Annotated in this window: 18 protein-coding genes; 8 read left to right on the plus strand and 10 right to left on the minus strand. The window is 51.9% G+C overall.

Annotated elements, in window-relative coordinates; all coding sequences use genetic code 11:
* Positions 1–3 precede the first annotated feature (3 nt).
* Genes gspM through gorA form a run of 3 tightly spaced genes read left to right on the plus strand, consistent with a single transcriptional unit; the run spans position 4 to position 2,646 of the window.
* Positions 4–534: a type II secretion system protein GspM gene (gene gspM, locus FE845_RS10865; protein WP_200364424.1), complete on the plus strand. Its 531-nt coding sequence runs from the start codon at positions 4–6 to the stop codon at positions 532–534.
* Positions 535–589: 55 nt separating this feature from the next.
* Positions 590–1,258, plus strand: coding sequence for a GNAT family N-acetyltransferase (locus tag FE845_RS10870; RefSeq protein WP_200364426.1), 669 nt, complete (start codon positions 590–592; stop codon positions 1,256–1,258).
* A 26-nt stretch (positions 1,259–1,284) separates the two neighbouring features.
* Positions 1,285–2,646 carry a glutathione-disulfide reductase gene (gorA, locus tag FE845_RS10875; protein ID WP_200364428.1) on the plus strand — a complete coding sequence of 454 codons (1,362 nt, stop codon included), beginning with the start codon at positions 1,285–1,287 and terminating at the stop codon, positions 2,644–2,646.
* A 29-nt stretch (positions 2,647–2,675) separates the two neighbouring features.
* On the opposite strand, the gene FE845_RS10880 is transcribed toward gorA, so the two are convergent.
* Genes FE845_RS10880 through FE845_RS10890 form a run of 3 tightly spaced genes read right to left on the minus strand, consistent with a single transcriptional unit; the run spans position 2,676 to position 7,835 of the window.
* Positions 2,676–4,622, minus strand: coding sequence for an ATP-binding protein (locus tag FE845_RS10880; protein WP_200364430.1), 1,947 nt, complete (start codon positions 4,620–4,622; stop codon positions 2,676–2,678).
* A complete protein-coding gene (locus FE845_RS10885; RefSeq protein WP_227714263.1) occupies positions 4,615–5,601 on the minus strand; it encodes an ABC transporter substrate-binding protein in 987 nt (328 codons plus the stop codon). Before FE845_RS10885 ends, FE845_RS10880 begins: the two co-directional genes overlap by 8 nt.
* Before the next feature lie 35 nt (positions 5,602–5,636).
* A complete protein-coding gene (locus tag FE845_RS10890; protein WP_320159688.1) occupies positions 5,637–7,835 on the minus strand; it encodes a TonB-dependent receptor plug domain-containing protein in 2,199 nt (732 codons plus the stop codon).
* Positions 7,836–7,967: 132 nt separating this feature from the next.
* Between FE845_RS10890 and FE845_RS10895 the strand changes: the two genes are divergently transcribed.
* Positions 7,968–8,423 carry a hypothetical protein gene (locus FE845_RS10895; RefSeq protein WP_200364432.1) on the plus strand — a complete coding sequence of 152 codons (456 nt, stop codon included), beginning with the start codon at positions 7,968–7,970 and terminating at the stop codon, positions 8,421–8,423.
* Between the two features lie 13 nt (positions 8,424–8,436).
* On the opposite strand, the gene FE845_RS10900 is transcribed toward FE845_RS10895, so the two are convergent.
* The 4 genes from FE845_RS10900 to FE845_RS10915 all read right to left on the minus strand — a co-directional run bounded on the left by FE845_RS10900 (position 8,437) and on the right by FE845_RS10915 (position 12,669).
* The gene (locus tag FE845_RS10900; RefSeq protein WP_200364746.1) at positions 8,437–9,423 is read right to left on the minus strand and encodes a bile acid:sodium symporter family protein; all 987 of its coding nucleotides are present in this window, start codon (positions 9,421–9,423) and stop codon (positions 8,437–8,439) included.
* A gap of 2 nt (positions 9,424–9,425) precedes the next feature.
* On the minus strand, positions 9,426–10,103 hold the full coding sequence (locus tag FE845_RS10905) for a FadR/GntR family transcriptional regulator (protein ID WP_200364434.1): 678 nt from the start codon (positions 10,101–10,103) through the stop codon (positions 9,426–9,428).
* 82 nt (positions 10,104–10,185) lie between these two features.
* Complete coding sequence (locus FE845_RS10910; RefSeq protein ID WP_200364436.1) at positions 10,186–11,667, minus strand: flavin-containing monooxygenase; 1,482 nt, start codon at positions 11,665–11,667, stop codon at positions 10,186–10,188.
* 108 nt (positions 11,668–11,775) lie between these two features.
* Positions 11,776–12,669: a LysR family transcriptional regulator gene (locus tag FE845_RS10915; RefSeq protein ID WP_200364438.1), complete on the minus strand. Its 894-nt coding sequence runs from the start codon at positions 12,667–12,669 to the stop codon at positions 11,776–11,778.
* A 121-nt stretch (positions 12,670–12,790) separates the two neighbouring features.
* Here FE845_RS10915 and FE845_RS10920 point away from each other — a divergent pair, with 121 nt between their 5' ends.
* Positions 12,791–14,410 carry an NADH-quinone oxidoreductase subunit L gene (locus tag FE845_RS10920; RefSeq protein WP_200364440.1) on the plus strand — a complete coding sequence of 540 codons (1,620 nt, stop codon included), beginning with the start codon at positions 12,791–12,793 and terminating at the stop codon, positions 14,408–14,410.
* On the plus strand, positions 14,407–16,917 hold the full coding sequence (locus FE845_RS10925; protein ID WP_200364443.1) for a YbcC family protein: 2,511 nt from the start codon (positions 14,407–14,409) through the stop codon (positions 16,915–16,917). Before FE845_RS10920 ends, FE845_RS10925 begins: the two co-directional genes overlap by 4 nt.
* Here the strand turns inward: FE845_RS10925 and FE845_RS10930 are convergent.
* Positions 16,914–17,186, minus strand: a complete 273-nt coding sequence (locus FE845_RS10930; protein WP_200364445.1) for a YebG family protein — start codon at positions 17,184–17,186, stop codon at positions 16,914–16,916. The two genes, FE845_RS10925 and FE845_RS10930, sit on opposite strands and share 4 nt — an antisense overlap.
* Before the next feature lie 127 nt (positions 17,187–17,313).
* On the minus strand, positions 17,314–18,282 hold the full coding sequence (locus FE845_RS10935) for a beta-ketoacyl-ACP synthase III (RefSeq protein WP_200364447.1): 969 nt from the start codon (positions 18,280–18,282) through the stop codon (positions 17,314–17,316).
* A gap of 741 nt (positions 18,283–19,023) precedes the next feature.
* On the opposite strand from FE845_RS10935, the gene FE845_RS10945 reads away from it, so the two are divergent.
* Complete coding sequence (locus FE845_RS10945) at positions 19,024–20,082, plus strand: NAD(P)H-dependent flavin oxidoreductase (protein WP_200364449.1); 1,059 nt, start codon at positions 19,024–19,026, stop codon at positions 20,080–20,082.
* 87 nt (positions 20,083–20,169) lie between these two features.
* A complete protein-coding gene (locus FE845_RS10950; RefSeq protein WP_200364451.1) occupies positions 20,170–20,895 on the plus strand; it encodes a glutamine amidotransferase-related protein in 726 nt (241 codons plus the stop codon).
* A 45-nt stretch (positions 20,896–20,940) separates the two neighbouring features.
* Here FE845_RS10950 and gabT read toward each other — a convergent pair whose 3' ends face one another.
* Complete coding sequence (gabT, locus tag FE845_RS10955; protein WP_413785080.1) at positions 20,941–22,272, minus strand: 4-aminobutyrate--2-oxoglutarate transaminase; 1,332 nt, start codon at positions 22,270–22,272, stop codon at positions 20,941–20,943.
* Positions 22,273–22,286: the final 14 nt, after the last annotated feature.

Raw genomic sequence — 22,286 nt, forward strand, 5'->3', positions numbered from 1 at the left:
ACCATGTTAACAAAACTGAAAGAGCAGCCTATAGTTGGGAAACTAACTGCACAGTATGACCAACTTCCCAGACGGGACCAGCAAGCCCTTAGCGTTCTGGCGATTGCCTTATTTCTTGGGATTGTCTATTTCATAATCTGGAGCCCGGTTTCCAGCTTTCATGATGAGGCAGCTGCAAGCAAAGAAAATGCTTCGGAATTGGTTGCCTGGATGCGATCCAATGAGCAGGTTATCCGACGCTTGGGTAGCAGCGGGGCAGGGCCCACTACTGGGTCAGTTGATATACCCGCCGATGGTCGTGCATTGATGGGGTTAGTAACCCGCTCAGCAAGGGAATCCGGCCTTACGCTGCAACGTTTTGAGCCAAGCGGCGATGCAGCTATTCGAGTTTGGTTGGAAGCGGTTCCCTATGCCGAGGTTGCAGCCTGGCTTGAAATGCTCAATGGTAAGCATGGCGTTGTGATTGATCAGGCGTCATTGGATAGTTCCGGTGGGCCCGGCCGTGTGTCCGTTCGCCTAACATTGACAATCTGAGTGTGAGTAACGGGGTTCCGGGGTTGTCGCTCCGGACAAAGGCAGGAGCGAAATCATGAGTAACGATAACGACACTAGTAGCAAGCCCGAACCGGTCATTGTTCGGCTGGATGTCACTGCGCTAAACGAAGCCAGATCGATTCTGTACGATGCCTACCGCAACGAGCCCACCTTTCAGCACCTGTTCAACCATCGTAAGCCCGGTTACAACCAGCGCGTTCGGGCAACCGTGCGCGAGTTGGTTGATCTTTACTTTGATCTGGATCAGGAAGCGGTTGGCGTGATGGTCAACGATACTCTGGTGGCGGTGGCGTTTATTGGCGACCCGGATTTGCGGTTGAACCTGGCAAATCAGCTTAGCTGGAGAATCCGCATGGTGTTAACGGCGGGTTTTGCTTCCACCCGACGCTACCTGCATTATCACGAGAGATTACGCGCAATTTTGCCCCAACCATTGGCGCACCAGTTACCCTTGATGGGTGTTAACCCAAAGTACCAGAACCGCGGATACGGTCGGCTTTTGTTACAAGCCGTTCAGCGCCTATGTGCGGAAAACCCCCGTGGAACAGGGTTGGTTCTGGATACTGGAAATAGCCGTTACTTACCCTTTTATGAGTCGGAAGGCTTTCGCAGCCTTGGAAAAATCAAAGTCGGCAGCTTTGAGGATCACATTTTATTCCGTGAGATCCACCCTGAAGCAAAAGCCGCGGCCAATCAAAATTAACGTTGTAACAAGCAACAGGAGACACTGTGTCTGACAGCCTAGATTATGATCTGATCGTTATTGGTGCCGGTTCCGGTGGTGTGCGCCTTGCGCGTATGTCTGCCGGACGCGGTGCTCGGGTAGCGGTAGTTGAATCCCGCTATCTTGGCGGTACCTGCGTTAACGTGGGTTGCGTACCCAAAAAACTGTTTGTTTACGGGGCGCATGTTCGCGACGAGTTAGAAGATGCCGCAGGTTATGGCTGGAACCTTCCGATGGACAGTGTCAGCTTCGACTGGCCCACGCTTGTCGCCAACAAAAATACCGAAATAGAGCGGCTCAATGGCATTTATGGCCGTCTGCTTGAGAACGCAGGCGTTACCATCATTGAAGGTACCGCCTCCATAAAAGATCCGAATACGGTTGTTGTGGGCGATAAAGAATACACAACCAAACACATAACAGTCGCGACGGGTAGCTGGCCAGTTGTACCAGACATTCCGGGTAAAGACTGTATTCTCACATCGAACGAGATGTTCTATTTACCTCAACTGCCCAAGCAGGCAGTAGTCTGGGGTGGCGGCTATATTGCTGTGGAATTTGCCGGAATCTTGGCGGGTCTTGGGGTGGAGACCACCCTGTTGTACCGGGGCGACCTATTCCTTCGCGGCTTCGACGAGGACGTGCGCCGCTTTACCGAACAAGAAATGCGCAAGAAAGGCGTGCGTCTTGAATTTGGCGTAACGATTGAGTCTGTGGAGCCAGAAAACTCGCACTACCGGGTCAAGCTTAGCAATGGCGATACTATGGAGACCGGGCTAGTGATGGCTGCGACAGGCAGAAGAGCCTTGGTCGATGGCCTTGGTCTGGCCGAGTTGGGTATAGAGCTGAATGCTTCCGGCCATGTGGTGGTGGATGATTATTTCCAGACCTCAGTACCTTCGGTAACCGCCCTTGGCGATGTGATCGGTACGCCACAACTGACGCCAGTGGCATTGGCACAGGCTATGGTGCTGTCGCGCAGAATGTTCGGAGATGGCGAGGGCGAGATGGACTACACTGCGATTCCAACGGCGGTTTTTTGCCAACCGAACATCGGTACCGTGGGTCTAACGGAAGAAGAGGCTCGGGAAGCAGGGCACACCTTGAGAATCTATCGTTCGGAATTCCGGCCCATGAAATACGTGCTTAGTGGCCGCGATGAACGCTGCCTAATGAAGCTTGTGGTTGATGACACAACAGACAAGGTTCTTGGTGCACACATGGTTGGGCCGGATGCCGGTGAAATCACTCAAGGGCTTGCTGTGGCTATCAAAGCTGGCGCAACCAAAGCCCAATTCGATTCCACCATGGGCATACACCCCACATCTGCAGAAGAATTTGTCACCATGCGCGAGCCCGTGGCCTAAGACGCACCTGAGCCCAAGGAAGGGCTCATTTAAGATAGCTCTACCCACCGACTTAGAACTTCCCGCAGCCCCTCTTTCCTAACAGGCTTTGATAAGTAGTCATCCATACCACTCTCAAGGCAGCTTTTCTTTGTCTCTGGCAATACGTCAGCTGTAAGGGCTACGATAGGCGTTCTGCCAAGGCCGCTGGCCGCCTCCCACTCTCTGATATGACGTGCTGTTTCATAGCCATCCATAACGGGCATTTGGCAATCCATAAGAATGACATCAAATGCCGGGTGGCTTGATTGTATTTGCTCCAACGCCTCTCTGCCGTTTACCACTGCTTCTGTTTGAAAACCAAGACGGTTAAGGAGTGCTACGGCAACACGTTGGTTCACCAAATTGTCCTCTACCACCAAAGCGCGCTTGGAAAGCGGTAGCTCAGCCTGTAATGCCGGTGCTTCGGTAATTCTTGGGTTTTTGGCTTGCGGTGCAAGCTCCAAAGGCAGCTCAAACCGGAACGACGAACCCTTTCCGGGATTCGTTTCAACCTGAATATGCCCGCCGAGAAGCTCAACCAGACGCTGAACCAGAGATAACCCTAAACCAGTACCACCGAACCCGCGGTTGTCGCCAGCATCAAGCTGTTCAAACGAATTGAAGATGTCTGGAACCCGGCCGTGGGGAATGCCACTGCCTGAATCGCTAACCGAGCAGTTGATGATGATGCAGCCATCTTCAACACCAAAGCAGCCCAACTGAACGTTCACAAAGCCGTCGGTAGTAAACTTGATGGCGTTATCAAGCAGGCATGCAACAATCTGGCGAATCCGCGGTGCATCACCGTTTACCAGAGGAGTTTCAGGCCAGTCTCCGTAGAAATTCAGTGTCAGAGCCAAACCTTGCTCTTCCGCTACATGGCGGTAAGAGGCAACGCAGTTTGTAACAAGCGTGTGCAGGTTAAAAATCTGGTGTTCAAGCACCATCGCCCCGCTGTCCATACGGGAATAATCGAGAATATCGCTGATGACTGTTAGCAGGTCTTCTGTCGATTGACGGGCCGTCTGCAAGTAATCCCTCTGCCTTGGAGTCAGAGGCTCTTCCTGAGCCAGATCAATCATACCAAGTACACCGTTAAGCGGAGTGCGCAGTTCATGGCTCATGGTGGCCAAAAACTCTGATTTGGCATGGCTGGCGGTCTCTGCTTTTTCCCGCGCATGCTCTGACAGTGCCAATGTTTGATCTCGCGATGTCTGTAGTGACGCCAGATGTTCGCTTAACTCATTAAGCTGATGCTCGATGGCAATAATTTCGCGGGAATTCGGGCGCCCGTTTACCTTGGTGGCCCGATAATCGCCTGCAATAAGACGGCCGATTCGACCGGATAGCTGGTTAATAGGGGAGAGAATTGTGTTCAGTATATGGTTGATGACCAAAATGGTGAACAAGAGTAACGTCAACCCCACTATGAGAGACGACCAGAGAATATCTTTGCGTCGAGCCTCTAGTGTTTTATCGCTCACACCTACCTGCACCGTACCCACTCGCAATGCGCTCGAGTTACTACCGGGTACCGGCTCGAACCACAAAGTTTGACGATCGGTTGCAAACTCGAGTGGCTGTTGGAGTATCTCTGCCTGATAAATCTGGAATTCACTTGTATTCGCTAAGTCAGGTTTGCTGTCCGCAGGTGCAAACCCAATCTGTTCGCCAGCCACATCCGTTATGCGAATCCAGTCGGCTTTGCTGTAGCGGATCGATTGAGAAAGTATTTCCTGCAGTGCCAAAGTGTTACCAGAAACCACTGCATACTCAAGAGACGGAGCCAGGCTGTCTGCTAACAACTGGTTGCTGTCGGCCAGATCGCGCCTTGCATCTTCAAGCCGCGCAGAGGTAAAAAATCCCATGAGCGTTATAAACATCACCACTGCAGGCAATGCGCCCAGCAACAGAAGTTTTCGGGATAGCGGCGTACCTATGGAGTTTTCACTCATCGCCTTGCTCTCTTTGTTCTTGTAACCATTTCTCAACGGCCTGAGCAATCTGCTCGCGGGTATCCAACGGGATGTTTAGGGAGCGGGCAACCTGCTCATTAATCTCAACCCGGGATTGTGACGGATAACCCGGTGGCGGGAAGGCACCGGTTTCGAAAAACGTTTTTAGGTAATCCGCAGCCATCTCGGCCATAGCGGGGAAAGGCGCATAGCCCGACGCAAGTGAGCCGGCCTTTACATAAGCTTGGCTCGGGCCTATGACAATTCTGTTTCTACGATAAGCGGTAAGCAACACGTGTTTTATGGTTCTTGGGTTGTATATTGCGTCGTCTGGTGCCGCCAATAGGAAGTCACCGTAACTTAATGCCCTGATGAGCGTTGGGATAAGTTGTTTGTCGTCGTCCACTACGAACAACCGCGCTTCAAGCTTGTAAGCGGGGAGTTGATCAATAAGTGTATCGTAGAGTTCTGCGGTATCCGTGGTAGAAATCAGTGCGATGCGGGTGGCCTGCGGGAGAATTGCTTTCCCGATAAGCGCTTGCCTGAGCAGCGGGGCGCCGTGATAAACGCCCGAAACTTGTCCCGGGGAGCGGCGAACGAAGCCTTGTAGGAAATCGGGTTCGACCAGCAGGGCAAGCAGGGGCGCCTTGCGGTTAACCTGTCGTATACGGGAAAACGCACGGGGGCCCAAGGTAACGATTGGGCCATCCTGAGTTAGCGCGGCTTGTTCATCTGATATAAGAATCAGGTCGTTTTGACTTTCCAGATTCTGTTCGAGAAGTTTTTGAACATGCTGATCTAGCGCGACGTTACCCGAACCGGCTAGGTAAACAGGAGCGCGACCATTGCTCTGAGCAAATGCAGCCGGTGCAGCTACCAATATAGCCGCCATCGTCACAACGCACAGAATGGCCTTTGTAGTCAGCAATTTTTGCGCTGAGACAACCCTGTGCAATAAGGACAATGCTCGTTTTGCCATACCATCCCGGGTCTGAAATATTCCCTGATTAGCGATCAGAAGCGGAGGCCCGCTTCAATGAAGAACTGGTTTTGGTCCGCGATGTTATTATCACGGCTGATATCCGGCACCTTATTAATGTAATGTTGCATGGTTAATGCAAGTTCGGCCGAGTACCGCGGCTGGAAAATCCGCTTTGCTAGCCGGAAATCGATGCGCTCGAACCGTGTATTACGGAATTTATCCGCCCAGTAATAGGCTGTAGAACCCTTTAGGCCGAAGGGCAGGTTCTGGATAAGTGCCAGACTGCCAGAGTGCCTTAACGAGAGGCGGCCAAGTAGGTTGACCGCGTACTCTTGTTGACCAATGTCGATATTGCCGTCCTCATCCACAATACCTGCGCCTGTGTACCAATCGTCCTGATCAAGGTAACCGTAGCTGGCTCTGAAGGTGGTTCCGGGGAACTCAAGGGAAGCTTCAACCTCAAAACCTTTTTGATCGATACCCACGTTGTTATCAATCGTCCAATCATCAAACTGGATGACACCACTGATCATGTCGCGAAGCTTATCTTTGAACACCCGCACTTCCAGGTACAATTGACCTTGTTTCATAGGAAACTGTCCGAAGTAACTGATTTCTCTGGAAACGATGGTTTCTTCTTCAAGTTCTTTACCTAGAGTTACGTAGGACGGATGCTCCCAAACCGCTGTACTGTTAACCCGGTAGCCCTCATAAGCGGCATACTTTTCTGGGCTGACATTCCTCAGTGTATATCCATAATCCGGATCTTGCTCAAAACCATCGGGGGTTCGAACGGCCTTGGAGTAGACAAACCTCAGTGCGTGGTTATTATTGAGTGTGAAGTTTGCCGCAACGCGCGGCGAGAAGTAGCCTTCATCAGTTGTTGTAGTTCGCTCCCAGTTGCCCCCGGCATTCAATGTGAGCCAGTTAATAGGCGTGTATTCCACATTACCGAATACTCTGGATTGATAGTTATTACCGCGCCCGTTAAAAAAGGTTTCGGAGCGATAGGTGTCTTTGCGAAACCCCGCCCCTGTTACCAGCTTCAGATCATCGCTGATCAGCAATGTGTCCTGAAGCTCGAATTCTAGCCGCGAATCTTCGGAGTCTGCGTTTGTTTCTGCAATGAGCGGGATTCCTCCCGACTGGAAGCATAGGGGCCGGTTCGGTCTGTAATAGAGAGGCTCGCCATTCTCCAGACAAGCGACCGCGGACTCTGGAATAGATACTGGCCAGCGTTGCCTGCGGTCGTAATTTTCAAAGCTCGCTTGGAAGTGAAAAAAATGGCTTTGTGAGGTTGTGAAGTTCAGTTGAGTTTGTAGATAGTAATCCCGCACATCTATGTCTGGGTGGTCAGTTGCCTCTAGCTCACCGTTTTTATCAATATCTTGTTCATTCAGTCCATCAACAACACCAACACGGATATCCGCGTTAAAACCGGAATTGACCTTCCAGCGCGAGTCATAGTTGAAGGTGTTTATGTCGTGACCATCGTGAAAGGGTAGGCGTCCATTGTTATCGAGTTGATAATCAAATCCACCAAATTTGCGCTTTTCATAGGCCAGACGCCAGTCGTAGCTGTCACTTACATCGCCAACCGAAGCAAAGGTGCGGATATAATCTCTGGAACCGCGAATAGCCCGAACCTCAACACCAGACGTATCTGCCGGGTTGCGAGTGATGATATTGATGGTGCCCAAAAACGCGTTTATCCCGTACGCCGCCGAGTTTGGACCCCGGCTTACTTCTATCCGTTCGATGATCTCTAAGGGGACTGGCATGGTTTGCCAGTCCATATCTGATAGGGTGGCGCGGTGCGCAGTGCGGCCATCAACCAGAACCTGCATTCGTCGTTGCTCGTAATGCACGGTGCCGTGATAGGTCGTCACGGGTGTGCTGCTGCCAACTTCGCCCACAACCATCCCTGGAACCAACCGAAACACTTCAACTAGGCTCATGATGCCGAGATCTCGGATCATTTCGCCTTCGATAACCGTGGTTGTTCCGGGAACCCGCGTTTTCGGTTGTCGAAGCCGGGTTGTTGTAAGCACTTCCGGGATCTCGTCGTTGAAGCCATAAAAGCCCATTGGTTCGGGGCTGTCAGTAAGTGGCTGGGCGACTGCAAACACTGGGTTAAGGAAGGCGGAGGCTAGCAATACTGCTGTCACGCCATGGGCGATAGAAACCGCAGGAGGCTTTTGGGTGTTTTTATCGAAATTCGTAACGGGCATAGGTGTCGTTCTATAATCTGCCGAGTTAAAGGACGAAGCCTTGATTTTGTATTTTGTCGCTATCGTATTTGACTACACGCTGTTTGTCTCTCAAAAAACATAATGAATTGATAGGGTGGGAGTGAGCCTGATATGGATTCGAGCGAGGTTGATCGCGAGCTAGACGCCTCAGAAGGGCAAGTTGTCCGTGAGGTGATAATTCAGATCAAGGCACTACTGAATGATTCTGGCCGAAGTGGGGATGCAGGTATTTGGCGAGCCATACTCTGCGAACCGCCAGCGGATCAGATGCCATTACGGCGCGAAATCGGTCGGCAACTGGAACCACAGCTTCGGCCTATGGCCGAAAACGGAAGTTTTCCGCCCCCTGTTGTCGGGTTTCTAGCGGAGTGGTTTGACTGGCATAGTTTGCAGGAAATCGTGGCTCAGGAAGATGAACGTAGATACCCGGAGCCAGACCCAGATCGGGATAGAGAACCTCGGGATGATGAAACCCCGCAAATGGTTAACTTTTGGCCAGCTGTAATTGGTTGGGTTATCGGGCTTGTGATACTTGCCACACTGTTTGGTGGCATGGGCGGCGGCTAATGCCACCGCCTTGTCATTCCTTTTTGGCTTCGGCAATCTTTTCCCGGTATTTTTCAGCCAGTATGGCCCCTAAAATCACCTGCACTTGGTTGTAGCACATGATTGGCAAGACAATCATGCCGAACCCCGGGTGGCCTGAAAAAAGCACTTTTGCCATGGGCAACCCAGACGCCAGACTCTTCTTGGAGCCACAGAAAACAACCGCCGCTTCATCCTCCAAGCTAAACCCGAATCGCCGCACCAAGAACCTCGCAAAAAACATAAACAAGGCCAGCAATCCTATGCAGAGCAGGATCGTTAGGACAATGGCTTTTACCGGGAGGTTTTGCCAAAGGCCGCTTTCCACAGAGTGTGAGAAGGCGGAGTAAACGATCAACCAGATCACGCATTTATCGTAGCGCGCCATAAGGGATTCGTTGCGACCAAGAAATCCCCCCAGAATGGGCCGCATAGCATGGCCTACCGCGAATGGCAGCAGCAGCTGCAACATAATATCTTTAAGTGCTTCGCCCACTGCAAAGTCGCCACTACCGGCAGAGCTCACGAGCAGTAACAGCAAGAACGGGGTGAGCATCATGCCAAACACGTTAGAGGCGGCAGCGCTGCAAATAGCAGCCGGAACGTTCCCGCGCGCCATAGCGGTGTAGGCAATAGATGAAGATACGGCGGATGGCAGCACGCCCAAATACAGAAAGCCAAGCCCCAAATCGGAGGGCATCCAAGAAGGTGCAAAGCTGCTCACTCCGTTAATAGGCAGTACTACAAGAGGAAAAAAACCAAAAGTTAGAGCGGTTATAAGTATATGCAGCCTCCAATGGGAGGCGCCCGCAACGATTTGCTCACGGGACAGAGCTGCACCATGAAAGAAGAAGAGTAGGGCGACAGCCACTGTTCCCGCTGTCGCCAATAATTCTCCTGCGGTCCCCGTAGCAGGTAAAAACGAAGCCAGGGCGATGGCTCCGAGCAACATGATGGTAAATGTGTCTGGTCTAAACTTCATGGTCATGAGCCTCTCTTTCGAAGAGCTTTGAGGCTGGGGGCAAGAAGGTCCCGGGCAAGTCTTTCAGCTTTCAATGAATCCTGACGTCGAACGGCGGCAAGAAGCAGTTCATGATCTTCCTGAGAGGGCTCGGGCAAGTCTGTGTCGTTTTCTGTGCGCTCAATGGTATGAGTAATGGCGTGGGAGAAGTAATCATACAGCTCTGCAAGCGCCGAGTTGTGGGACGCAGCTACCAGTGCATGATGAAAACGCTCATCATGGTGAATGCGTTCCGCGAGATTCGAATCGGCTTTGCCCCGTGCGTCGAGCGCTGCGGTCATAGCCCGAAGGTCTTGGTCACTGCGTCGTTGCGCCGCCAGTTTCGCCGCTTCGGTTTCCAGCATAATCCGCACTTCTAACTGGTCCGTGAGCTGAGTACGGGCGATGCGCTTAAGGGTTTCGCCTGCTTCTCTGGTTGCTCTCACGTAGGTGCCATCACCTTGTCGCGTTTCAAGCATGCCCACGTGCGCCAAAACCCGAACGGCTTCGCGCACTGTGTTACGGCTGACTCCGAGTGATTCTGATAACTCAGATTCAACAGGTAGCTTGTCGCCAACGGGCCATTGTTCGGTCTCTATGGCATGTCTCAAGCTTTCGATGGCGGTTTCAACCAGTGAGCCTTTTTGAATCTTTTTTAACATGGGCCTATCATCCGCTTAACTGATCACCCAATCATCCTATGAATGTGGGTTGAAAGCAAATGCCTTGATCGAAAGCCCGGGATTACCCGGCCGGGCTAAGGAACTGGTAGTCAGCTGTATTTACGTTGCGGGTAGCAAGGCGATAGGTGAAGGTAAAACCGGGCCAGTTCAGGGTGTTTTTGCCATTTGCATCAAGATACCAAGAGGAACATCCCGAGTTCCACACACTGCCTTCAAGGTCTTCTTGAACGCTTCTGGCATAGCGCTTTAAACGGTCTGCGCGAACGTCCATGACGGTACCCGGGTACTTTTGTAGAGCCTGCAGGCAGCCGAGAACATACTGGAACTGGGATTCCAGCATATAAAGAATCGAATTATGGGCCAGGTTGGTATTAGGGCCATACAACATAAACAGGTTGGGAAAGCCTGAAACCGTAATGCCCTTGAAGGCTGTCGCGCCATCTTGCCAAGCCTGATTCAGCGTTATGCCATCGCGCCCGGTGACACGAATCGGAGACAGAAACTCTGAAGCACGAAAACCTGTGCCGAAGATTATGGCGTCTACAGGGTAGTGTTTGCCCGACTGAGTTTGAACGCCGCTGGCATTTATTTTTGCGATAGGGTCTGTCACCAGATCCAGATTGGATCGATTGATGGCCGGATACCAGTCGTTGGAGATCAGAATTCGCTTACAACCGATCTGATAGTCCGGAATGATGTGTTTTAGCTTTTCGGAATCAGTAATGTGTTTACCAGCTTCCTTTTTCGCCTGATGTGCAAACACATTCAACAAACTACTAAACCCGGTAAAAGCTAAGCCGCGACTCTCGTTCTTCCAATAGATTAGGTATCGGTAGAGCCGGTCCCAAGCTGGAACGGCTTTAAACAATGAGTGCTCCCAAGGCTTAAAGCGCCGATCCGGCTTTGGCAGAACCCATGCAGCCGAACGTTGAAACAGCGTGAGTGACTCCACCTTGCCAGCAATTTCCGGCACAAACTGGATGGCACTGGCACCTGTACCGATAACTGCAACGCGTTTGTTTCGGAGATCATATTCGTGGTTCCAGCGTGCAGAATGAAAGCAAACGCCTTTGAAATCCTCCATGCCTTCGATGCTGGGCCAGGCTGGCTGGTTGAGTTGGCCGGTTGCCGTTATAACTATCTGGGCTTCAAGCGCTTCACCATTGGTTAGGCGAAGTGTCCAGAGGTTGCGGGCGCCGTCAAACACCGCCTCAGCGACTTCGCAGTTGAAACGGATCTGCTCTGCCAATCCATATTTTTCAACGCAGTGCTCCATATAGCCGAGCAGTTCATGCTGCAGGCCAAACTTTCGGGACCAGTCGTGTTTTGGCTCGAACGAGTAGGAGTAAAAGTGTGATTGCACATCGCAAGCGGCGCCAGGGTAGGTGTTGTCGCGCCATGTGCCACCAACACGTTCGGCTTTTTCCAATAGGATGACCTTGGTGAACCCTGCTTTTTTCAATTGGATGGCCATACCGATGCCACCAAACCCGGTTCCAATTATGATGACAGACGGCTGCCTAGTGATCGTTTGCTGAGTCATGTTTATACTTCCAACCAATTAAAATAATGACGCCTTGTTCACTATACGTTCCCGGTGTTCGTGTAGTTATGGCTATTTGCGCCAGATTTTCTGGTCAGACTGATCAATTCAAGGCTGCATCATGAAGTCTTCAACTGGCTGAGATAGCAGCTCTCGTAAGGCTGGAGTTTCGAATTGGCGCCGAATACTGATGGCATAAAATTCCTCATAGACACCGGGCAGGGCACCATAATCGATTAGATCACCGTTACGAAGTTCATCCCGCACCACAACAGGTGGCAGCACCGCAAAATGTCCGGAATCCCGGGCCAACAAACGCATCATGGCCATATCGTCTACTTCCGCGACCAGTCTGGGGCGCACTTTGTGATAGTCACACAGTTGATCAAAGGCTTGCCGAATGTTGTTGTCCGCGCCAGGCACGATCAAGCTACGCCCTTCAAGGAAGTCTGGAAATGTCACTGTTTGGCCAGACTCCGGCGGCCCGATAATACTTACAGGTTGCTTCGATATCAGCTTGGAGCGCCAAGGGTTAGCCTCATCACCCCGCACCGGTTGGTTGGAAAGTATTAAGTCTAGCCTGTGCGCAGATAAGCGCCTCAGCAACTCATCAATATCACTACTTTGCAGACTAAACTCGAGGTTTTCTCGCCCGAGTAGCGGGTGCAGAAAGGCCTCCTGAAAATTTCTGGACAATGTTGCCACTGCGCCGATGCGGAGCACTTCTCGGTTAACGTGTGCACCGGAGGCAAACACGGCAGCAAGCTCTTCACCTTGGCGGAATATTTCTTCAGCGTAGGAAAACGCCATTCTTCCCGCTTCGGATAACTTGAGGCGCCGCCCTTCGCGGATAAACAAATCATGCCCCAGACTCTCTTCCAGTTTTCGTATTTGGCCGGAAAGTGCGGACTGGGAGATATGCAGGGAGTTTGCGGCACGGGTTAGGTGCCCGGTGCGGGCAACCATCCAGAAATAGTACAAGTGGTGATAGTTAAGCTTCATTTACCCGCCCTTTAATCGTTCTCTTAAATAGAACAGTAACTCAAGTATAAACCATTTTTTATATCAGTCTATTGACGGCAAAGTACCGGGGTCAGCAAAGATGTCTCAGGAGAAAGCCCCCATGAATGATCTCGTCTTATTTTTGTCCACCGCTGTATTGCTAGCTTGGCTGGCGGTGCCAGCGTCTCTGCTTGCCGTCGCCGGCTTCAGTGCCTGGACTGGCAACCCGCTTAAACAGAACCACTGCTGGCGCCTAGCCGAAAAACTGCTGGTGCTCTCAATGGGTGCGACACTGTTGATTGCTGCCATCATGCTGGTTGACCTTCAACACGGTGGTGCGACAAGTTCGTTGGCTTTGCCGGGCCGCTGGCTGGGGCTTTATCCCTCTGGCGTTGCAGTCTGGATGGCTTTAATGGTGGGCTTCATTGGCTGGGTGATTCTGCGTTTTTCGGAGCGTTACTTGCGAGGCGACCCGGGGCGTGAGCGGTTCTTGCCATGGTTTTTGCTAACCATCACCTGTGTACTGGTTCTGGTTATGACCAACAACCTACTTGTGCTCGCAGGTGCTTGGGTAGGTGTGAGTATTTCGCTGCACCAACTTCTTACTTTGTATCCCGAACGTCCTCAGGCTCGCATGGCAGCCGTACAGAAGTTCATTGTAAGCCGAGTGGGAGACATACTGGTGGTGGCTGGCGTGGCTTTGCTCTACCTTCATCACGGCACCTTTTACTTGCCGGATATGGTGCAGGCACAAACTGCATTGGCGTCGTCGTCCCTTGCATTAACTCTTGCCTCTGTGGCGCTTGCTCTGGCCGCTCTTCTTAAATGCGCTCAGATTCCGTTTCACGGCTGGCTGCTAAGGGTAATGGAAGCGCCAACGCCGGTATCAGCTCTGTTGCATGCAGGTGTTATCAATCTAGGCGGCTTTCTTTGGCTGCGTCTTTTCCCGGTGTTTGACGGCTTTACAGTTGGGCACCTGATTCTTCTCACCATCGGTGGTCTTACCGCAGTTATCGCTGTGCTTACCATGATGACCCAGTATTCCGTGAAGCATTCGCTGGCTTGGTCTACTTGCGCACAAATGGGCTTTATGTTGTTTGAAATCGGAATGGGCGCCTACACGCTGGCTCTTTTACACCTGTTAGCGCACTCAGTTTACAAAGCCCATTCATTTTTGGCGTCAGGCAGAACGGTTAAAGCCTCTTCAGTGGGTCTCTTTGCCCAGCAACGCTCGTCAGTAGGGCTGTTGTGGGCGCTTATCACTGGAGGAGTTGCGGCGTTCATTTTGCTTCAGGTACCCAGCTTGGTAGAAGAGAACCTAGTGTTTGGAGCAATGCTGGTGCTTGCGGTTGCTAGTGCTGTGATGACCGTGCCCGCTGGTGCAACCGTTGTATCAAAAGCTCGAATTGCCTTGCTTGCACTTCTTCTAGTACCGGCTTACGGAGTGCTGCATGCGCTAGTTGGCCCCGCTGTACCAGAGCACGTCAACTTCGAAATTCCACTGTTGGCCTACACCATCGCCGGCGCACTCGTGGTTGTAATCACCACAGTTTCCGGACTGATTATGTACGGCAGCGACAGCCCCTTCACCAGCAACCTGTGGCGCCACTTCAGCAAGGGTCTTTACCTTGAACTGATGTTTGACCGGATTACCCATCGGCTTGCTTCTGAAGCACTGAACGCACCGCACCTGCTCAAGAGAATTCCCCATCATCCATTCACCATGGAGAAGAAATCATGATGGATTCTAATGCTGCTGTATCTGCACCTGTTATGGACGAAGTGGACTTCAAGAGCGCCATAACACGTACCTGCGGTTTAATAGCCCCCATCTGGCCACTGGATAAATGGATTGCCGTTAACCCTTTCTGGGGCCTCCGGGATCAGCCCGTTAAACGCGCAGAGCGCATCCTGGAGCAAAGAGGCGGCTTCTCTTTTCTGATGCCCGCGGCGTTTTACCGTGAGGCGTGGGAGGGCGGGAGAATTTCCGACGCGGATCTAAAGGAAAGTCTGGCTCAGAGCGGAATTCAGTCCGATATTCAACCGCTGTTTGATCTACTGAAGCATGAGCGGCCAACAGAGAGACCCCTTTGCTTTTCGGTTCTCGATGCCTTTCCAGCCAATGCGGAGGGTGTCAACGCCGCCGATGCGGTGAATGGCGACATTGGGCGTCTTTGTGGTGCCTACTTTGACGCTCGGCAGGGCCGCTGGTCCTCCGCAGAAAAAAAGAAGGGTAAAGGTGGCTTTTTTGAATTTTGGCTTACGGCCGCCCAGCAAGATCTATCTTTGGACTACCGAACAGGTATAGCTGGGGCTCGAAAGCGCCTAAAGGCAATAAATGAAACACGGTTGCAAGCCGTAAAAAACGCCGTGGCTGTTATTAACCTGAATACTGACGAGCTGGAAGTGCTTTGCCACAACCTGTTGTTGCGTGTACTTGGCTGGGCCTCGTGGAGCAGTGGTGTAGACTGGCGTGCAGGTCTAACCGGAGAAGACTCTGAAGCAAGAGAATCGCTACTCTCTGCTTTGCTGGTTTGGGAATCTGTTGCCCTTGAGTGTGCATCTAATGAGCAGATTAAGGCGAGAACAGCGGCTTGGGCAAACATTCGTCAGACCCTGCAAGCAGACGGCACGCTAAATCTAAACGCTGCAAATGATCAAAAAGCAAAGCTATTGTGGGTCTGGCAGCGTGCCTATGAAATCAGCTACCAACGCAAGCTTGTTCATATCATAAGTGAGGATCGTCAGGCCGACCGGTGCCAAGAAGTCGATCCAAAGTCGGCCAACGTGAAAGCGGATGTACAGGCAGTATTTTGTATCGATGTTCGCTCAGAAGTTATGAGGCGGCATCTGGAGAATGATAACCCGCGCGTGCAAACACTCGGTTTTGCCGGATTTTTTGGGCTACCGGTTTCACACCAGAGCCACGGCCCTTATTCTGAGGTGCAAAGACTGCCCGGGCTGTTGGCGCCAGCCTATCGGCTTATCGACACCGAGGGAAGCACCGCAAGTGATAACACTTTGAATCGCGAGCTTGATCAAAAAGAAATCACACGGGAATCCGTGCGCCATTCCAAATACAGCAGCCTTTCCACATTCACTTTGGTTGAAACCACAGGCCTTGCTTGGGCGTGGAAGCTACTGAAAGACAGCCTACATCAGAAAAAGGCTCAGCAGCCGAGCGGCATTGCGAGCGCAAGAAATAACAAGCTGGTTCATCACTTAGGGGGTGACCCTTTGGCGATATCCGAGAAGGTTAGGTTAGTCTCAGCCTTTCTCAAGGGCATGTCTTTAACTCGTGATTTCGCGCCCATGCTGGTATTTGTTGGCCATGGCACGCAAACCGACAACAACCCTAATCACGCAGGCTTGGCTTGCGGCGCGTGTGGTGGTCAGAGTGGTGGGGTGAATGCGCGGTTGGCCGCTTCATTGTTTAACGACCCACAGGTGCGCGAAGAACTTGTAGAAGAAGGTATTCAAGTGCCTGATTCAACCTTCGCTGTTGCCGCAGAGCACTGTACGGTAACCGATGAAATCACGGTGTTTGGTCACAACAGTGTTCCTGAATCCCACCAGTCTCTTCTGGCAGAGTTGGAAGCCTCCTTTGCGGCGGCTGGCAGGGAGGCAAGAAAGGAGAGGGCGACTCCCCTCAAGCTGAACGGTCTTGATGACAACGAGTTGCTCACCTCGATGCGTCAAAGAACCATAGATTGGTCGGAAGTTCGGCCTGAGTGGGGGCTTGCGAATAACGCTGCGATTATTTTTGCAAAGCGGGATCTAACCAGAGGGAAGAATCTTGCGGGCAGAGTGTTCTTGCACGATTACGACTCAGAGCTGGACGCTGAAGGCCAGATTCTGGAGGCTTTAATGGCTGCGCCTATGATGGTCGCAAATTGGATTAACCTACAGTATTTTGCGTCGGTGACCGCTCCCGAAGTCTATGGTGCAGGTAATAAACTGCTGCATTCTGTTGTGGGGGGCAATCTTGGTGTTATTGAGGGGAACGGTACAGATCTGAGAATTGGCCTACCGCTACAGTCCGTGCACGATGGCACCTACTGGCGTCATGAGCCGCTCCGGCTCACGGTGCTGATTGATGCTCCCAGAGAGCGCATACAAGCCATTATCGAGCGTCAGCCAGACGTTCAGCGATTGGTGCAGAACGAGTGGCTATGGTTGCACAGGGTTCTGCCTGAGGGGGGTCAGGAGCGGTTTGATAAGGGTGTATGGAAAAACTGCTCAGGCTAATCCTGAGCAGTGTTCAGAAGGTCTGGTTTTTTCAGGGCTTTTTGGAATAGATCTTTGTCCTCGGCGATGACCATGGCGCATTTTTCCGCCAGTTCATCGCTCAGGCCTTCAACGTTTCGGGCCAGATAAACCTGAATCTCTTCCGCCAACTCCAACACCTTATCTCTGGCATCGGCATCTGCTTTCGATGTAAAAAGCATGGTCTCAGGATTTTTTAACGCCATATCCAGGCCGTCCCTATCGGAAAAATAAACTGCTTGTACCGCCATGGTCATTCCTCGCAGTGAATGTCTGCTTTACTGTATAAAAACACAGTGTAGCCGACTCATCCTGAGAAATATACCCACTTGGAACAAAAGCAATCAGTCCGTACAGGGAGCTTTTTAACAACGCCGATCAATAACGCAGCAGCGCTGAACCCCAGGTAAATCCACCCCCAAACGCTTCAAGCAGAAGAACTTCATTACGCTGGATGCGTCCGTCCCTTACCGCAACGTCCAAAGCAAGAGGAATAGATGCGGCCGAGGTATTGCCGTGCTCGTTAACCGTAACGACCACCTGATCCATGGACATATTCAGCTTTTTTGCTGTGGCGGAAATAATCCGCAGATTGGCCTGATGGGGCACCAGCCAGTCAATATCAGACTTTTTCATCTGGTTGGCAGCAAGGGTTTCGTCCACAATTTTACCCAGAGTGTTCACGGCAACCTTGAAGACTTCGTTACCTTTCATTTCGACGAAGGCCAGCCCGGCTTTTACCTGATCGTAGCCATCGGCAATACCGCAGGGGACATGGAGAAGTTTTTCGTACCGGCCGTCTGCATGAATGTGCGTGGATAGAATACCTGTCTCTTCATGGGCCTCGAGAATCACCGCACCCGCGCCGTCTCCGAAAAGCACGCAGGTACCGCGGTCTGACCAGTCTATGATTCGGGAGAAGACTTCCGCTCCGATAACCAGAGCTTTTTTACTGCTTCCGGTCTTTATGAACTTGTCGGCAACCGAGAGAGCGTAGACAAAGCCACTGCATACGGCCTGTATGTCGAAAGCGGGGCAGCCACGTATACCCAGCCTAGCTTGTAGAATGCAGGCAGAGCTAGGAAAAATCTTGTCCGGGGTGGAAGTGGCAAAAATGATCAAATCAATATCGCTGGCGTCGATTCCAGCTGCTTCAATCGCATTGAGCGCCGCCTGTTCGGCAAGATCTACAGTTGTTTGGCCTTCAACGGCAATATGCCGTTGCTCAATACCGGTGCGTTCACGGATCCACTTGTCCGTGGTATCAACCATGTTTTCAAGGTCTTTGTTGGTAACAATGTTCTCTGGCAAGTAGGAGCCAGTGCCGGCAATGCGTGCAAAGGTCATTCGCGAAAATCCCACGGTGTATCCGATTAGGGAGCATGCGTATTTCCTGTGACCTCATTAATGGTCAGAGGCATGGAACACGCTTCAAACGCTCCTTGGCTTTCGAACATGCTATACCTCTGAACCTTTGCCTGTTATTAGCGGTTTGTCAAAGACGCCGGTAAAAACCGCTGAGGCGTTACTCGATAAAATTTGCCTGGCTAGCAACTAACGGCGAGAGTTCAATGTTCCAGTGCGCCATTCCGCTTTTGCTGTATACATAATGCCCACTCAGAGACTTAATCTGCGGTATACGATCTGGCTGTATGCCGTTGAGTATTAATGAAGCCAAGCGGGCACCGGTAAGACCTTCCTGATACGCGGAAATGGTAAAACCGCCCAAAGCTTCCTTCGCCCCGATACTGATGTCCCAAAATGAGAAAATCGGGACCGGTGAACTGAGGTGGGCCTGATTTATAAGCTCTTTGGGTTGAACGTAATTGTTCTCAGTGTCTCGAATCGTATGGTGAGTGCCTACGATTATGGCATCGTACTTGGTGTATGCATTTTCAGCAGTGCTTATAGCAGCAATAAACGCACCAAACCTTTAACTGATTGTTTATTTTGACTTTGTTTTTTTTCCACCATTAGACTGTCCGGATAGCCAGACATATATGTTTGTTTTTCCGGACAGCATGGTGCAACTGACCCGTTTTCCGGACAGCCTGTGGTTCATAGCCTGCATCCGACAAGGAGACCTTTGTGAATACTCGTGAAAGATTATTGAAACGATTAGGTATTGCCTACCCGATCATTCAAGCACCAATGGCTGGCCTATCCACACCTGAACTCGCGGCCTCTGTGACCAATTCAGGTGGCATGGGCTCTCTGGGAATCGGTGCCAGTACACCTGCTCAAGCTCGCTCAATGATCGAGCAGACTCAGGCTCTGACCTCCGGATCCTTCAACGTGAATGTGTTTTGCCATCAGCCTGCACAACGTAATGCAGCGATAGAGGAGACCTGGGTACGTTATCTGGCGCCTTTGTTTGCCGAGGCGGGTATAGAGCCACCAGACACACTCAGTGAAATCTACACATCGTTTGTTGGGGATAACGAAACACTCGACTTGCTGCTTGAACTGAAACCCGCAGTTGTCAGTTTTCACTTTGGTACGCCATCGGCTGACTGCATTGCTGCACTGAAACGGGCGGGGATATATACCATGGCGACAGCGACGAGCCGGGCGGAAGCTGCGAAGATTGAGGCCGCAGGAATTGATGCGATTGTGGCACAGGGTATTGAAGCGGGTGGACACAGAGGAACTTTTAATCCTGACGCAACGGATGAAAGCTTGAGCACTCTAGCGCTTGTGCGGTTGTTATTGCAGCAGACAACCCTGCCGATTATCGCAGCCGGTGGAATAATGGATGGTTTCGCGATGAAAGCCGCGTTGGCATCAGGTGCGGCTGCCGTACAACTCGGTACAGCATTTGTATTATGCCCGGAGTCTGCGGCAAATGAAGGGTATCGGGTAGCGCTGAAAAGCGAGAGAGCAGCAGAAACACGATTAACGAAAGTGCTCTCTGGGCGACCTGCGCGAGGAATCGTCAATCGGCTTATTTCATTTGGTGAAGCCAAAGATAGCCCGCCGCCTGCAGACTATCCCGTTGCATATGATGCTGCTAAGCGTCTAAACGGGGCAGCCTCCATGCTTGGAAACCACGAGTTCGCTGCGCACTGGGCAGGGCAAGGCGCACCTTTGGCGCGAGAACTACCGGCAGCTGATTTGATGGCATTAATTCTGGCGGAGAGCGTATGATATCCGGTCGACAGGTCAGCAACCTCAAGGGATGCACATGACAGTCATAACGCTTACGTGGGGCTGTTTTAAGCCTGAGGAACCCGAATGAGTTTAAAAGTTGGCATTCTTGCCGCTGGCATCACGCCTGACGACCTGCTTCCTGAGTTCGGCTCCTATGCCGAAATGTTCAAACGCCTGTTCAAGCGGGCTGGCTATACCTTTGAGTACCTTACCTTCGACGTTCGCGACGATGATTTTCCGGCTTCGGCCAAGGATTGCGATGCTTGGATAGTGACAGGGTCAAAAGCCAACGTTTATGAGGATCTTCCTTGGATGCGGCGGCTGAAATCGCTGATCCTCGAAATCTACAAGGCCGATTTGCCCACAGTGGGTATCTGTTTTGGACATCAGATCATTGCAGAGGCGTTTGGCGGTAACGTTAATAAGGATCCGGGTGGCTGGGGAGTAGGTCTGCACCGTTACGAATTGGTTCCAGACACCGGGGAAGTTGGTGCGGGCATGACCGGCTTCACCCTCAGTGCAATGCATCAGGATCAGGTTTTGGTAAAACCTGAGTCAGCAAAGGTATTGGCCCATTCGCCGTTCTGTCCTTTTGCTGCATTGCAGTACGATGACCGTATCCTGACCTTTCAAGCGCACCCAGAGTTTGATGTCACCTTTGAAACACGCCTTGTTGAACACCTGCGGGGCAAGCCTGTCCCCAAAGATAAGGCAGATCAGGCTTTGGAGGGCCTAACTTTGCCATCGGCAGCCACGGATTCCACCGCCATTGCTCACTGGATGGCAAACTTTCTGCAGCGCGGAGAGTAGAAAAAGCAAAGGCGCCCGAGGGCGCCAAATGTGCATTCAGCTGGATTAACGGCTGCTTCCGCTAAGGGCGGAAAAGCACGCATCGAGAATATCCATACTCTCATCAATCAATGCATCGCTGATCGTCAGGGCCGGCAGGAAACGAATCACGTTGCCACGAATGCCGCAGGACAGCAGAATCACCCCTGCTTTGGCAGCCTCGGAAACCACGGCTGCGGTCAGTTCGGGATCGGGCCGATTAACATCGCCGTCAACCACCAGCTCCATAGCGATCATGGCACCCAGATTGCGCACATCTCCAACTCGTTGTGGATAGCGTGATTGCAGCTGCCGGAGGCGCCCAGTAAGCCTTTCGCCAACCTGCAACGCACGTTCACATAGCTGTTCTTCCTCAATAATATCAAGCACAGCAAGCGCAGCTGCGCATCCGATCGGGGAGCCGCCGTAGGTACCCCCAAGACCACCGGGCGCAGGCTGATCCATAATGTCAGCCTTACCCACCACAGCAGCGATCGGGAAGCCACCGGCAATGCCTTTGGCCATTGTCATCAGATCCGGCTCAACATTGGCGTATTGGATGGCAAACATCTTGCCCGTACGGGCAAAGCCGGTCTGGATTTCATCGGCAATCAGCAAAATACCGTGCTCATCACAACGCTGGCGCAGGGCCCGCAGGAATTCTGCGGGGGCGTGGTAGAAGCCACCTTCACCCTGAACAGGCTCGACGATAATGGCGGCGACCCGATTGGGCTCGATATCGCATACGAACAGATCGTCAAGAGCTCGCAACGACTCTTCAACCGAGACGCCGTGATAAGCATTAGGGAAGGGCGCATGGTAGATCTCGCCAGGGAAAGGCCCAAACCCAACTTTGTAAGGCTTAACCTTACCTGTCAGCCCCATTGTCAGGTTGGTACGGCCATGAAAACCGCCCTTGAAGGCAATAACGCCGGGGCGCCCTGTGTATGAACGTGCAATTTTTACGCAGTTTTCAACAGCTTCAGCGCCAGTCGTTACAAAGATGCTTTTCTTTGGAGTATTTCCCGGCGCTATGGCATTGAGTTTTTCGGCTAGCTCGACTGCAGATTCATAGGGTGTGACCATCAAGCAGGTATGGCTGAAGCGCTCTAACTGCGCCTGGACAGCAGCCTGAATGCGTGGGTGGCTATGGCCCGTATTGCTAACGGCAATGCCAGCGCCCAGATCGATAAATCGATTGCCTTCCACGTCCCATATTTCAGCGTTGAGCGCTTTGTTTACGTATACCGGATGCAATGCACCCTGACCTTGAGCCATGGCTGCGGCGCGACGGATATGCAGGGATTCATTTGTCACGGCTGTAGTCTCCTGATTCATGACGGCTGTCTTCTGGTTCATGACTGGTTTCTCCT

The organism is Marinobacter sp. 1-4A, from assembly GCF_016597725.1.
Lineage (GTDB): Bacteria > Pseudomonadota > Gammaproteobacteria > Pseudomonadales > Oleiphilaceae > Marinobacter.

Coding starts and splice junctions, on each gene's coding strand:
- gspM (WP_200364424.1), top strand. CDS start 4: ATGTTAACAAAACTGAAAGAGCAGCCTATAGTTGGGAAACTAACTGCA.
- FE845_RS10870 (WP_200364426.1), top strand. CDS start 590: ATGAGTAACGATAACGACACTAGTAGCAAGCCCGAACCGGTCATTGTT.
- FE845_RS10880 (WP_200364430.1), bottom strand. CDS start 4,622: ATGAGTGAAAACTCCATAGGTACGCCGCTATCCCGAAAACTTCTGTTG.
- FE845_RS10885 (WP_227714263.1), bottom strand. CDS start 5,601: ATGGCAAAACGAGCATTGTCCTTATTGCACAGGGTTGTCTCAGCGCAA.
- FE845_RS10890 (WP_320159688.1), bottom strand. CDS start 7,835: ATGCCCGTTACGAATTTCGATAAAAACACCCAAAAGCCTCCTGCGGTT.
- FE845_RS10895 (WP_200364432.1), top strand. CDS start 7,968: ATGGATTCGAGCGAGGTTGATCGCGAGCTAGACGCCTCAGAAGGGCAA.
- FE845_RS10900 (WP_200364746.1), bottom strand. CDS start 9,423: ATGAAGTTTAGACCAGACACATTTACCATCATGTTGCTCGGAGCCATC.
- FE845_RS10905 (WP_200364434.1), bottom strand. CDS start 10,103: ATGTTAAAAAAGATTCAAAAAGGCTCACTGGTTGAAACCGCCATCGAA.
- FE845_RS10910 (WP_200364436.1), bottom strand. CDS start 11,667: ATGACTCAGCAAACGATCACTAGGCAGCCGTCTGTCATCATAATTGGA.
- FE845_RS10915 (WP_200364438.1), bottom strand. CDS start 12,669: ATGAAGCTTAACTATCACCACTTGTACTATTTCTGGATGGTTGCCCGC.
- FE845_RS10920 (WP_200364440.1), top strand. CDS start 12,791: ATGAATGATCTCGTCTTATTTTTGTCCACCGCTGTATTGCTAGCTTGG.
- FE845_RS10925 (WP_200364443.1), top strand. CDS start 14,407: ATGATGGATTCTAATGCTGCTGTATCTGCACCTGTTATGGACGAAGTG.
- FE845_RS10930 (WP_200364445.1), bottom strand. CDS start 17,186: ATGGCGGTACAAGCAGTTTATTTTTCCGATAGGGACGGCCTGGATATG.
- FE845_RS10935 (WP_200364447.1), bottom strand. CDS start 18,282: ATGACCTTTGCACGCATTGCCGGCACTGGCTCCTACTTGCCAGAGAAC.
- FE845_RS10950 (WP_200364451.1), top strand. CDS start 20,170: ATGAGTTTAAAAGTTGGCATTCTTGCCGCTGGCATCACGCCTGACGAC.
- gabT (WP_413785080.1), bottom strand. CDS start 22,272: ATGAACCAGAAGACAGCCGTCATGAATCAGGAGACTACAGCCGTGACA.